This window comes from Agarivorans sp. 1_MG-2023 (assembly GCF_030548385.1).
In the GTDB taxonomy this organism is placed as follows: Bacteria; Pseudomonadota; Gammaproteobacteria; order Enterobacterales; family Celerinatantimonadaceae; genus Agarivorans.
The window spans coordinates 226,075-239,173 of record NZ_JAUOSJ010000004.1 but is presented as its reverse complement, the minus strand read 5'-3'; the positions used below and the strand labels follow the sequence as shown (position 1 = coordinate 239,173).

The 13,099-nt window shown below is 45.7% G+C and carries 9 protein-coding genes; 3 read left to right on the top strand and 6 right to left on the bottom strand.

Annotation, left to right across the window (positions count from 1 at the left end; all coding sequences use genetic code 11):
• Positions 1-28 precede the first annotated feature (28 nt).
• Positions 29-1,789: an alkaline phosphatase gene (locus tag Q4592_RS07450; protein WP_303511638.1), complete on the top strand. Its 1,761-nt coding sequence runs from the start codon at positions 29-31 to the stop codon at positions 1,787-1,789.
• Positions 1,790-1,939: 150 nt separating this feature from the next.
• Entirely contained in the window at positions 1,940-2,533 is a 594-nt protein-coding gene (locus tag Q4592_RS07445; RefSeq protein ID WP_303511636.1) for a GNAT family N-acetyltransferase, read from the top strand.
• A gap of 55 nt (positions 2,534-2,588) precedes the next feature.
• On the opposite strand, the gene Q4592_RS07440 is transcribed toward Q4592_RS07445, so the two are convergent.
• The gene (locus tag Q4592_RS07440; protein ID WP_303511634.1) at positions 2,589-5,003 is read right to left on the bottom strand and encodes a TIM-barrel domain-containing protein; all 2,415 of its coding nucleotides are present in this window, start codon (positions 5,001-5,003) and stop codon (positions 2,589-2,591) included.
• A 373-nt stretch (positions 5,004-5,376) separates the two neighbouring features.
• Here Q4592_RS07440 and Q4592_RS07435 point away from each other — a divergent pair, with 373 nt between their 5' ends.
• Positions 5,377-7,083: a hypothetical protein gene (locus Q4592_RS07435; protein WP_303511632.1), complete on the top strand. Its 1,707-nt coding sequence runs from the start codon at positions 5,377-5,379 to the stop codon at positions 7,081-7,083.
• A gap of 38 nt (positions 7,084-7,121) precedes the next feature.
• Here the strand turns inward: Q4592_RS07435 and Q4592_RS07430 are convergent, their stop codons facing one another.
• The 5 genes from Q4592_RS07430 to Q4592_RS07410 all read right to left on the bottom strand — a co-directional run bounded on the left by Q4592_RS07430 (position 7,122) and on the right by Q4592_RS07410 (position 12,946).
• On the bottom strand, positions 7,122-9,329 hold the full coding sequence (locus Q4592_RS07430; RefSeq protein WP_303511630.1) for a multiheme c-type cytochrome: 2,208 nt from the start codon (positions 9,327-9,329) through the stop codon (positions 7,122-7,124).
• Positions 9,330-9,550: 221 nt separating this feature from the next.
• On the bottom strand, positions 9,551-9,958 hold the full coding sequence (locus tag Q4592_RS07425) for a GNAT family N-acetyltransferase (RefSeq protein ID WP_303511628.1): 408 nt from the start codon (positions 9,956-9,958) through the stop codon (positions 9,551-9,553).
• A 358-nt stretch (positions 9,959-10,316) separates the two neighbouring features.
• Positions 10,317-10,754 carry a GNAT family N-acetyltransferase gene (locus Q4592_RS07420; protein WP_303511626.1) on the bottom strand — a complete coding sequence of 146 codons (438 nt, stop codon included), beginning with the start codon at positions 10,752-10,754 and terminating at the stop codon, positions 10,317-10,319.
• Between the two features lie 159 nt (positions 10,755-10,913).
• On the bottom strand, positions 10,914-11,447 hold the full coding sequence (locus Q4592_RS07415) for a DUF1993 domain-containing protein (RefSeq protein WP_303511624.1): 534 nt from the start codon (positions 11,445-11,447) through the stop codon (positions 10,914-10,916).
• Between the two features lie 125 nt (positions 11,448-11,572).
• Positions 11,573-12,946, bottom strand: a complete 1,374-nt coding sequence (locus Q4592_RS07410) for a DUF4397 domain-containing protein (RefSeq protein WP_303511622.1) — start codon at positions 12,944-12,946, stop codon at positions 11,573-11,575.
• Positions 12,947-13,099 lie beyond the last annotated feature (153 nt).

Genomic DNA, 13,099 nt, shown 5'->3' with positions numbered 1-13,099 from the left:
ACCAGTTTTATTTACCGAGGGAGTTGTAATGGCGAGTCCAATTTCACGTCGAGATTTTTTAATCATGTCTGCCAAAGGTGCAGGTGCAGCGGTGGTGTCTTATGGCCTAATGGGATGCGGCAGCGCCATCGAACCTGAGATTTCTGTTGAGTTTACCCACGGCGTAGCCAGTGGCGACCCCTTAGCTGATGCGGTCATCTTATGGACACGCGTAACGCCCGCCCGCACTGGTAACATTAAGGTGGCATGGGAAATCGCAACAGATATAGACTTTGCCAATATTATTAGTAATGGCAATACCAGCACCAACGCCAGCCGCGACTATACGGTTAAAGTAGACGCTATTGGTTTAGAAGCCGGTCAACACTATTACTATCGCTTTATCAGCGCTGGCACCCTGTCAGCCATAGGTAAAACCAAAACCCTAGTACAAGGCTCGCCAGCCTCTGTGAAACTGGCTGTGATGTCTTGTTCTAATTATCCTGCAGGCTATTTCAATGTTTATGATTTAGCCACTCAGCATGAAGATATAGACGCGGTATTGCACCTCGGCGATTACATTTATGAATACCCACGTGGCGGCTATGCCAGCGAACAGGCCGAACAACTCAATCGCCAAGTATTGCCTGAAGGCGAGTTGTTTAGTTTAGACGACTACCGCACGCGCTACGCCCAATACCATGGTGATAGCAGTTTACAAAAACTGCATGCCATGGTGCCATTTATCACTGTATGGGACGATCACGAAGTTGCTAATGATACTTGGCGCGATGGCGCAGAGAATCACCAAGCAGGCGAAGGTGACTTTGAGCAACGTAAAAACGATGCCCTACAAGCTTACTTTGAGTGGCTGCCTATTCGCCCTTGGTCTGAGGGTAACCATCAAGAAATTTACCGCAGCTTTAAGTTTGGCGACTTAGTTGATTTACATATGTTAGATACCCGCGTTATTGCTCGAGACAAGCAACTAAATATTGCTGATTATGTCGATTCAAGCACCGGTAGTTTTAACGATGCCGCTTTTCATGCAGACCAAAACGACCCTAATCGCAGCATGTTAGGTGCAGAGCAGTTACAGTGGTTGCAAGACAGCGTAAGCAACGCCAGCGGTCGCTGGCAGGTGCTTGGCCAACAAGTATTGATGGGCGAAATGTACCTACCGGGCGCAGTAGCACTTAACCTCATGTCGATTCAGCAATACGCAGAGTTGGGTGCCTTAGCTCAGTTGGCTGGCCGCGCTCAAGCAGCTGATCCTACGCTCACCGCTGATGAACTAAGTTATTTAGCTGCCAACCAAGATAAGTTAACGCCTGAAGTCTTCGCTCAGCTGCAATTACCAAAGGTACCCTACAACCTAGACGCTTGGGATGGCTATGCAAACGAGCGTGAAATCTTACTCCAAAGCTTTAAAGCGCAAGGCAAAAACCTAGTGGTACTTGCTGGTGATACACATAACGCTTGGGCTAGTGAGCTTGCTGAGCAAAGCGGCCAGGTGGTGGGTGTTGAGTTTGCCACCTCATCGGTAAGCTCACCGGGCTTAGAATACTACTTAGGCATAGATGCCACCGCAGCACCCGCTGCCGAAGCAGGTATTGTGTCTTTGATTGACGGTTTAAAATACATGAATATTCTCAATCGCGGCTTTTTAACAGTGACTTTTACCCAGCAAAGCGCCAAAGCCGATTGGTATTTTGTGGACACTATTTTGTCCACCAACTATCAAGAGCTCGGCAGCCGACGAGCAAGTGCAACCAGCTCTGCGGGAGCCCCAGCAGTAAGCTTAAACTAATACTCGTTGTCACCAGCGCAGTAATAACTCCAGTATAAACTGGAGTTATTTTTGCCCTTTGTCACTCCCCACACTCCATGCAGTTGTTTAAGGCGTAAGTTTCGACTAGCCTGAGTATTCTAGTGTCTTACTCATAAGAAGGATCTTACGATGTCTAGCCCCACCTTAATAACGGCCAACTACAGTGATATTCCAGCCTTAAGCGAAATGTTTATCGCCGCCTACGCCAACAACGAAGCCATGCAAGCGGCACTTCGGAGTGATGAAATGGCTGACTACGCTCATGATAGCTATTGGCGCTTTGCTCTGGGTGAATGGGGAATGAAGCAAGGGACGGTATTTACTACCGCAGATCATGAAGGCTGCGTGATTATGGTGCCACCGGGCAAACACCAGCCCGATGTACTGCAAAAAATGGAAGCTTGGGCTATTGTGGCGCGCATGATGGGTGCCGGAAAACTGGAACTAGCCAAAGACATTTCTGAGCAAATGCTTACTGGCCCAGTTAACCAAGATTGCTATTGGCTATGGGGTTTAGGCGTTGGGCCTTCTGCCGGAGGGAAAGGTCTAGCCGGTGCGTTAATTAAGCAAGTCACCGACTTAGCAGATGCTGATAATAAAGCCTGTTTCGTTGTAGCCTCTAGCGAAAAAGTGGTACTCACTTTTGAGCGTAGAGGCTTTGAAGTGCTATCGAAAAGTGACAACTTTCCTTACTGGTTTATGTTACGTCCGGCTCAAGCTTAAGTCAGGCTAATAACAAAAAGCGCACAGCCGACTCCACTGTGCGCTTTATCATTGATTACTCGGCAAACTCCACCAACCATTCACCACCTTGTTCCACATCAATGCTTTGCATGCCAAGGATTAATCGATGCCCATGCTGCTGCCATTGAGTGACTTGCTCCCCCTCAAAACTCACATTTTTAACCACTGTTTGTGGGGGAATATTGGCTAGTTCCACCTGATAAGCCTTATGTGTTGGGGCCTTAGCATAACTACCTTTAGCGGCTGATAGCTGTATACCAATGTGCTGCTGATGAGTCTGCGCGCTAAACTCTGTGAATTGCCACTGCTGCTGTTGATAAGCAATAGACTCCCCATCATCTTCAATCAACTCGCCTCTAGCGTGGCCGCGCTCATCAAGCACTACCAACAGATCAATGGTTTCATCTTCATTAGCTCGAGGAATCAGTGCTCCAGCTTTTACAAATAGCGGCAAACGGTATACACCATCAATGTATAAAGGCTGCTTATAATACTCACCACCACTGTTCAGCATTTGTTGGCTACGGTAGTCATACCAAAGACCCTGTGGCAAATAGGCTTGGGTATGCTTAGCATTATCTTTCGCCTCTAAGGCCACCAGCATAGCGTCACCCACCAACTTCATTGAACCATTAGTTCTGGCTGTAACATCTTCTTGGTAGCCATAAACTAGCGGAGCAACCACTGCAGTGCCGTTGCGCCATGCTCGATGAGCCAAGGTGTAATAATAAGGATTTAGTGCATAGCGCTGCTGAACATTAAACAAGTTGCTGGCAGTATCGCCAATCCTGTCTGGTGCAGTTTCTTTACAGTTACACAAATTTTGGGTGTGCGGGCGCACCGGTAAGTCGGTAAACAAGGCCGCCGCTAACCACTGAGTATATTGCTCGTCCCAAGGCGTACCATGAAAACCGCCAATATCTGAGCCGAAGTAATCGATACCCGACAAACTCATGTGCATTTGGGCATTAAAATGGCTGCGTAAATTGGCTAAATTTACTCCAATATCACCCGACCACATGGCCACACCGTATGCTTGGCTACCGGCAGTGCCGGAACGACTCATAATAAACGGCCGCTGATTGCGTTGATTGCGCAAATACCCTTGGTAAATACTGCGGCTCCACAGCAAGTTATAAAGGTTATGCACACTTTGATGATCATGCTTGAGCTCACCATCAATTTTCACCCCTGCATACCAGGCTTTGCGGTGATAAAGCTCAGGTTCTCCGAGATCTGTCCAATGGGCAATAATGCCATCATCTATCAAGGCTTCACGGCGGTAGTCATGCCAAAATGCCGCACCTTTTTCGCTAGAAAAATCCAGCATGCCACCCTTGCCCCACCAGGGATTTTCCTTGATTTTGGCAGGTGTCATGCAAGGTGGGGGGCAGCTGCGGGCCAATGCGCCAGCGTGCGCTAACGATTGAAACTCATTAAGCGCACCGCCGATATACGGCTCCTCAATGGCCATCACTCTAATGCCGCGTTGTTTTAAGTCGGCAATTTTTTGCTTGGGAGCCGGGAAGTTTTTTTCATCCCAAGTGAGTGACCCCATTTGCGTATGATTAGAATTTTCGCGTATTCCACCGAACCACTGTAAATCCATCACCACACCCGACAAGGGGAACTTAGCTTGCTGTAACGTAGCCAGCTTATCGTCTAACTCTTGCCAGTTATCGAAGCCGTATTCAGATAACCACAAACCAAACATTGCCTTAGGCGGCACCGGCGGTTTGCCCGTTAGCGTTAAATAGCGCGCTCTCAGATCAGCGAGATTATCACCAGCAATAACAATAATTCGCGCGCGCTGGCCCTTACCCTGAATCTGATAAGGCTGCTTGGTAAAGTCAAAAACTAGCGGTTGAATATGATCAAAAAACAAAGCAATGTTTTGTTTACCCTCACCCAGTAAATACATAATGGGTATTTGAGTATTGCCCACAGCGCCTTCACCTTGGTAAACCATGGCATTTCCCATTCGGCTACCTGGTAGGCGTTTGCGCCCCAGCCAATCGCCATCGGCTTCGCCTTGAGTATTATGCTGCTGGCCTAATCCATACACCTGCTGAATACCGCCCTTACTTAGGCTTAGCTTCCATCGTTGATTGGTGGTGGATTCAATACACAGTTCGCTGAGTGCCTGCTTTGCATGAGCGGCATCTGTTAGCGACAAACAACGGCCATTCGCGTTTAAGCTAAGCGAATACCAAGGGCTAGAAACAGCATCAACAATAGGCGATAAAGTCTGGGTGTCGATGTGCGAAGCCGCTAACATTAAGCTTGGTTCAAACTGGCTGAGTGCGGCATCGCCAGCCGAGAGAATAACGGTATGATCGTCTAATACCTTGCTTTGCCAAATTGCCTCTGCAGCCTGAGCCGCAACACCGCTTATTGCCAATACCAAAGCAGCGGCTAATTTCGCCGAAAGGTGTAAGCCCATCTTCATATTTGTTCCTTCAATAAAGGCCTAATAACTAGCAGACCTTACCAGTAAACAAATTCCTTAATAACTAAATTAATCAGCATCTTGTAAAAGTGTGACTCAGCAAATTAAGGGCTTCAAATTGCCATCAAAAACAGTCGAAGTTACCTTCGTCACTTGCTCCTTCAACAAGCCAAACTCAATTCACACCGAACAGCACAATATTTTAATACTGAAAAATTAATAGAATAAATACTCTGCCACTTGACGTCTCAGCCATCTTTTACAGAGTTTATTGATAAAAATATAATTTTACTTTACGCGCTAAATAAAACACATTCCCCACTCAAAACAACAGTAATTACTGTTATAAAAATGTAAAGGATTGTGAAACATTATGAATAAGTTTGCAGTACTAGGCGGCAGTGCCTTGGTAACGTTAGCGTTAAGCGCGTGCGGTGGAAGCAGTAGCGATAACGGCAATGAACTCCCTCCAACTACAGACCCAGTAAACGGCACCTTTATTGATGCCGCCGTAGAAGGTTTGTTCTATAAAGCCTCTCCCAGTGGTTTAAGTGGCTACACTAACGCTGAAGGTACCTTTGAGGTTGAAACTGGTGATGTAGTGTCATTTTATTTGGGCGGCGAAAATGGCATGTTCATCGGAAATAGCTCTTACCGTAGCGTTGTCTCTCCCTTTGAAGTCACCGCCGATACCGGCTCTGCTATGAACTTAGCACGAATACTGCAATCGTTAGATGATGCCAGTACCGGCAGCATCGTTATTCCAGACGATATTGCTAAGCCAGCAGCCGACAGCGATACCCTTATCGCACTCAAGCAAGTGAAGCTAAACAACCTTAATTCTGCAGATGCATTACTTGAAGAAGTGGAAGCCAGTGAGTGGGTAAGCGAAGAAGAAGCCGCCGAGCATTTAAATGAATCACTAGATGGCATTGAACGTGGCGATAGCGATGTAATTGATGCCTTTAGTAAAGGCAGCGGCGAATACTTACGTTTATCTGAAGTGGTTATGAACGGCCAGTACGGCAATAACTCAACGCTATATCAAAACGTACACATGGACCGGACAATTCCCGATGAAGCATTCAAAAATGCCAGCTTCGGAATAAGCTCTGAGGTGCTGCATTTAGCCAGCAATGCATTGGTCATTAAAGCTGGAACGTCTGACCAGCGTTATAGCTCACAATGGGCCAAAGAGTTCATTGCTTGTGAACTAAACGGCGGCGAATTTACCGTAAATAACAACACTCCAGAGTGTTTTAACGCAGATTCAAACACTTACTCTGCAGAAGACTTCGCGATTGAACCTGGCTTTCAATTAGTGGTTAAAGATCCAAGCCAAATTAACACCGAAGATGAAGCAATTGATTACGCAGAAGTGGCCAGTTTTGGTGGCTTATTTGCGTGTATGAACGAGCAAAACTGTAGCCAAGCAAACTTAACCGCTTTAGGTGAAAGCGAGTTTGAAGACGATGGCGAGCTTAAGCAACAAACCTATAGCACCAGCTACGACAATGCGACCGGAATTTACACCGACCAAACCATTGAAGTTACCCTTGACGGTGCAGGCAATCAGCTAAGAAAAAGCGCATCTACTTCATACAGCTATTTGGTTAATCCAAACGTAGACAATGGCGAACGCTATATAGATTTTAGCGGTACCTGGTTAGCTGAAACCAATATCGCAGGCTGTAGCTTAACCGGTCAACTCAGCTATCAGTTTGGCGCAAGTGATATTCGCGTGGTAGGCAAAGAGTTGCATACTCAACAAGGCGGAGATTGCATACTTGAAGATATGGACGAAACGGTTTCCTACGCAGATTTAGCCAACATGGCCTTTTGGTGGTTTGGCGTAAATGCTGGCCAAACAAGCAAAGCGACCTTAGCGCAACTTAACTCGTCAGTTCGTTGGTGTGATGACGACGAAGTGATTGAGGGACAATTGTGTCAATCACCAAAAATTGAACAATGGAGTTATGTTGCAGCAGGTAAAAACTGGGACCAAGGTGTATTAACCTCTACTGCCTTCGTACAGGGTGGTCAGCCTAGCTTTATTACTACTTACACTAAATCACTGTAAGTAATAAAGCTTTCGAAAGGCGCTCTAGGGCGCCTTTTTTATTGCCTATTCAACTCTAGATTGAGTCTCTTAATAACATCCGGTGGAGCTAAAGCCTGCAGCTGCAAAATACATAATTTTGCTTTAGCATCTTTGTGCCGCACCTTCATTTCACACAAGGCGTATAAGTGCTGGGGATTCCGACTCGTATCATAAGCCCTGCTTAAAGCTTGCTGTGCTTTGCTTACGTCTAAAGACTCTAAAGACAAGCCAAAAACATACCAAAAATGGCTATTACTCGGTTCACGTTCAGTGGCTAACAAGAAGTACTGACTAGCCTGCGCCACTTGCTTTTGCCGCAATAAACTCAAACCCGCGCTATACAGCAAAGCAGCACTTTTGGGTTGGCCTTTAATGCCTTGCGTTAACATAGCAAAGGCTTTTTCTTCTTGCTGAGTGGCGCGGTACATATCCGCCAAATTCACATAGCTATTAGCAAAATAAGGCTCTAACTCTATTGCTTGTAGATAGAGTTGCTCAGCCTTTTTAAACTGACCCTGCGCTAAAGACACACCCGCTAGATTGCTTAAAGCAAAACCACGGTCTGCATTATATTGCTGAATAGCAATATACTCTTCAAGCGGCCCTTGTAACTGCTGCCGTTGCACTATGCTCAAGCCTTGCCAATCTTTAACCAATGCCGCCGCCGCTTGGCTACGCACTGCCAAAGTCGCATCGCTTAGCAAAGGTTCCAATAAGCGCCAACGCTCGGCAGCCGGGTAATGTTCAGTAGCTTGCACCGCCCCCAAACGCGCTAACGAATTCTCACTAGTCACTGCATTGGCAATTGCAATCACTCCTTTAGATCCGGGGAAACCAGCTAAACGCTGTACCGCAGAAGCCCTAATAATGGGACTTTGATGACGATCTTCAGCAATCGAGGCTAAAGCTTGCTCGGCGCTGCGTAAGCCTTGGTCGGCAAGATAAAATGCCTTAGCGAAATGTTGTTCTTGCGTAGACGCTGAATCAGGAAACCACTGCCTTAATTTTTGCTCTGCCCAAACCGCATTTTTATCGGTGTGGCAGGTCGTGCATACGTTTGGTACTCCAGTGGACTGACTAAGATCCGGCCGCGGAATTTGCCAACTATGATCGCGTCGTGGATCCACCTGCATATAGGTAGTGGCAGGCATATGACATGTGGTGCATTTTGCGGCATCTGTTCCTGCAGCATGAAAGCTGTGCTTATCCTCACTGTATTCAGCAGCTATATGGCACTGCATGCAGAGTGCTTGTTCGTCCATTTTCAATTCAGTTGTGTGGGGATTATGGCAATTACTGCAACTCACGCCTGCTTGATGCATTTTTGATTGCTTGAATGACCCCCAAACATACACTTCATCATAAATTTGCCCATCGTCATGGTATAAATCAGCGCTGATTAAACTCGGCTGGTAACGACCTAATAAGCTTCCTGTGACATGATTGTTGGCCTGGCTAATTTGGATTCGGCGACTATGGCACTGAGCACATACTTTAACTTGCTGACTCGCTTGGCGCTTACCAGCCTGCAGAGTAGACAGCCCCTCTTGATAAACCCATTCGCTCACCTCTTGCTGTAAGCTGCGGTCAAAGCCACTTTGTTCAGCTGAATGCTGCGGGTTTATTTCCACTTGCTGGGCCCATTTTAAATGCTCACTTGCCGGGCCGTGGCAAGCTTCACAGCCAACGTTTATTTCAAACCAAGTGGTATTGTAGGTATTGCTGCTAATGTCATAGCCCTTTTGCAGCTGAGTTGAATGACAGTCTGCACACATGTAGTTCCAGTTTTGTCCGGCATTGGTCCAATAAAACTCATCGGTTTTTTGCATCTTTGGATACAAATGAAACCAACGTTGGCCACCTTGCTCTATAGGGCGAGAATCCCACGCATAGGGAATAAGCTGAACTCGCCCATCGGCAAATTCCACCATGTATTGCTGCAAGGGGTAATAACCAAAGGTATAGCTAATTTTATAGTCTTGTAGCTGTCCATTTGGGCCTTCAATAGTCACCCAATACTGCTCAGCTTTACGGAAAAACCGCATGCTTTTGCCCGCAAAGCTTAAGCTAGCATCAGCAAAATTACCCAACACTGCGTCTTCATTAGCATGGCGCATCGCCATATCGTGGTCAGAGCCCTGCCACTGCTGATACTGATCTTGATGGCAGCTAATACAGCTACTCGTGCCCACCCATTCGGCTGCAAATAACGCTGAGCACATCATGCTAGAAGCTAGAACTTGAAGACCAAAAAGAAGTCGTTTAATTCGAAACATTGCTCACCACAATTTAAAGCACATAAAACTACTTAAACGGCGATAAGACTAAGTAACTACCACAAACTATCTCACCACACTTAATTTAAAAGTGTAGCAAGCTTGAACTAGAGCGCGGCACAATGGCTTATAAAACATAAACTAACACCTACAGCCAGAAGACTTAGGCTTCAACAACGCTCCAAGTGGATCTGTGGTTCTGCGAGTTGGTTAAAACCGAAAGCGTGGTAAAGTTCATGGGCACCTTTACTGGCAAGCTTAAAACGACGAATAGTTTGCAATTGGGGATGACCCATAATGCGGTGCATCATGGCTTTAGCCAGTCCTTTACCTTGATGCTCCTCTAACACAAACACATCGGCTAAATAGGCCACTGTGGCGTAATCAGACACCACCCGCGCAAAGGCCACTTGTTGCTGGTTTAAGTTAAAAGCAGCAAAGCACATTGAGTTATCGATAGCGGTTTTAACCGCTGCTTTAGAGATCCCTCTCGACCAATAGCTGCGCACCAATACTTGGTGAATCATGCTTACATCTAACTGCTTTTTGTCAGTAGCAACGTAATAGCCCTGTTCCATTGTAAAGTTCTCCTCATCCCTTGAATTCAGCATTACAACTTATGGTGTCAGCCAGAAGGCTAAACCCAATAAACCTAGGCTTTGGCTAGAAAACACTCAAGTGAAGACGGGTAACGTTTGGTAACTTTGCGGTGGCCAAATGTAACAATTTGGCAACAATTGGTTATTAAGCCTGTTACTACTGGCTTAAGCTACGGTTCGCAGGGATAGAGTCTAGAAAAGTAAACAACCAGAGATAAGGAAAAGTGTGAGCTGGGTTGTTAAAGTCAGCTTTAGCTAGCAGGGATTTAGACGCTTTAATATTGATAGCAAATAAGCCGACTAGCGCTAATCATTCTTATGAGAAATCGAAGAAAAACTACCCTTTAGGAAGTAGATAGAAGTTAGGCTGCCATCGTTCCATATGAATTTCAGGGTGAGCCAATTCGGTAAAGCCAAATTGCTCGTATAAGGAATGAGCATCTTGAGTCGCAAGTTTAAACCGGCGGATCCCTTGCAACTTTGGATGCGCCATAATTCGATGCATTAAGGCTTTAGCTAAGCCCTTGCCTTGATGCTCTTCCAGTACAAATACATCGGCTAAATATCCAAATGTACTGTAGTCACTGATCACCCGAGCAAAACCAACTTGCTGCTTGCTAAAGTCGTAAACTGCAAAACACAAAGAGTGCTCAATGGATTGTTCAACAGTGGCTTTAGGAATGCCTTTTGCCCAATAAGATTGAAAGAGTACTTGGTGAATAAGATCTACATCTAATTCAGCTTTATTAGTACTTATATAATATTCTGGATGCATTAAATTACCTCCCCCAACCCTGCTAAACTACAGCTTACTGCAAATAATTTACCGATTGTATCTCGCTAACACAAGGTTTTAGCTGGGATTTTTTACACAGTCGAAATTATCATTAGCCTTGTTATTTTAAATGACTAAATAGCGAGAAAGTAATTGTTTTTAAAAGCTAAAACCCATCGGATATTGATGAAATCCATCAAAATCTTGTTTACTTAGCGGACAGTCCATTTTTCGTAAAATGGCGTAACACATCGAGTAATGAAAAAAGAAGTTAGGCAACATATATGCTTGTAAGTATTCACCAGCAGTTAATTCTAACTCAGCAAACCCGGCCGTAGTGGCTATCGATAACGCTTCAGCACCCTCAAACTGTTCGGGGCGCAATTGTTCAAGATAACAACGGGTCTCTCTAATCTGCTTATGCAAGTTATCGTAGCTAACACTCTCAGGATGATAGTTTTTTATGTCTTGCCTTGCTAACGGGCAGCATGCTCTCAGAGAAAAGCCAATGGCGGTGCTTAATTGCTGACCCAAAGGAAACATATTGTCGGCCAAACCAGCAGCTAACAAAGTCGCTTCTTCCATCGATTGTAATTTGGCAAAACATTTGGCTTTATCCAGCAGCAATTCAATTTGATTTAGATAGCGAATAAACACCGGAACACTGGCGTGATATAGGTTTATTTCAGACATGATTAAACTCAATCCTTTGACAAAAAAACCAGCTTAATATGCATTGTGGTGAGTTACTAGCGCGAGGCCTTTACAGCAAAAAAAAAGAGGCCTGAGGCCTCTTTATATAAATGAACAAGGATTACTTATGGAGCCATAGTATCTACGTTTAACACTAACCCTGAGAAATCATCAGTAGCCACTGCAGAGTATACCGCACCATTTTCTACCGTCGCCATGCTAGATACCGCTGGCGTGTAAGACATGTCGCTAGCTAAAATAACCGCGAAGGTATAACTACCGCCTGGTACATTCAACACAGCGTTGCCTTTAAAGTCGACACCCGATAATACCGCCGTATCGGCGCTAAAGTTGCCGTCTGTTGAAGCATGAATGTCTACCAAACCTAAACCACCAGCAGTAGGGCTCGCATGTACCACGCGAATTTTTGAGTAAAGCGCTACCGAGCGTAAGTCTTCGGCAATCACTAAAGGTTCAATAGTATTGTCGGTAATAGCGTTAAGTTTGCCAACAGCGTAAATACTGGTTTCGGCACCGGCCTCTAGCATCACTCCAGGGGCATCGATAACTACTAAGCTATTATCAGCGCTGGCTGCAACACTTAGGTCGTAAGTATCAGCAGGTAGATTACCCGATTGAAAATCTTTGAAAGAGATCCCGGTAAAACCACTTACTGGAGTACCACTGGCGAGTACATCAACCATTGGGGCATCATCTACCGCGTGCACTGCTCGTACATGGCTTGTGGCATCCATATCACGCACTACGCTTACTGCTGAGCCGTCGGCCAGTAATAGATTCACCGGTGAAGCAGCACCAGTATCAACATTAGGCACCGCGGTTAACATTAGGTCTGAACCCCCTGCTAGCGCCACCTCGCCACTATCAAACACCACGGTTTTGTCGCCAGTTACAGTAATGCGAATGCGGTAAGTATCAGCAGGTACGGTTACCGGTAGGTCTGCACTGTCTACTTTAAACTCTAGATTAGTAATGGCTGCTGCTTCACTGGTGATCTCAGCTGCAGTTGTAAGGTAAACATCTACCCCTCCAACCCCCGGGTGACCATGTAATACATCTATTCGCACACTGCCAGAATCTACAGCTTCATGGCTGCGACTTAACACCACTGGCTCTAAAGACGCCGCGTTATTTAGGGCAATAATGTCGTATTGCATGTCTGGTGAAAACACCAGATTTGCAGCTATCACTTCAGCATTATCACCCGGTAAAATGGCGTCAACGCTAATATCATAACTACCTGAAGCCACCGACACCCAAGCGCTGCCTTGGCGATAATCGACCATGCTGAGTCCGGCAAAGGTTTCACCGTTGGCTTTCACTTCAACCATCGGAGCATCGGCGCTAGCATGAGTCACCCTAACTGATGACATCGCAGTATCGTCGGATTCATTGGTGCCAGGAGTTACATCGTCACTGCCGCATGCAGTGAGTAGTACTGCCGAGCTAATTAGTAGACCTAGGTGGGTAAGTTTCATGTTCTTTTCCTTAAGTATCTCTGTAGTGGTATCAGCACTAAAAACGAGGGCTTTAAGAAATAGGATCACAAGAAAGAGTTAACTATTTTGATATTCTTCAAACACAAAACATCATACAAATAATGGGATTACTGACGCTAGAATACTGCCAAG

Bases quoted from the DNA above. Each gene is read 5' to 3' on its own strand.
- Q4592_RS07420 (WP_303511626.1), bottom strand. From the start codon at position 10,754: ATGCATCCAGAATATTATATAAGTACTAATAAAGCTGAATTAGATGTA.
- Q4592_RS07410 (WP_303511622.1), bottom strand. From the start codon at position 12,946: ATGAAACTTACCCACCTAGGTCTACTAATTAGCTCGGCAGTACTACTC.
- Q4592_RS07445 (WP_303511636.1), top strand. From the start codon at position 1,940: ATGTCTAGCCCCACCTTAATAACGGCCAACTACAGTGATATTCCAGCC.
- Q4592_RS07430 (WP_303511630.1), bottom strand. From the start codon at position 9,329: ATGATGTGCTCAGCGTTATTTGCAGCCGAATGGGTGGGCACGAGTAGC.
- Q4592_RS07440 (WP_303511634.1), bottom strand. From the start codon at position 5,003: ATGAAGATGGGCTTACACCTTTCGGCGAAATTAGCCGCTGCTTTGGTA.
- Q4592_RS07435 (WP_303511632.1), top strand. From the start codon at position 5,377: ATGAATAAGTTTGCAGTACTAGGCGGCAGTGCCTTGGTAACGTTAGCG.
- Q4592_RS07425 (WP_303511628.1), bottom strand. From the start codon at position 9,958: ATGGAACAGGGCTATTACGTTGCTACTGACAAAAAGCAGTTAGATGTA.
- Q4592_RS07450 (WP_303511638.1), top strand. From the start codon at position 29: ATGGCGAGTCCAATTTCACGTCGAGATTTTTTAATCATGTCTGCCAAA.
- Q4592_RS07415 (WP_303511624.1), bottom strand. From the start codon at position 11,447: ATGTCTGAAATAAACCTATATCACGCCAGTGTTCCGGTGTTTATTCGC.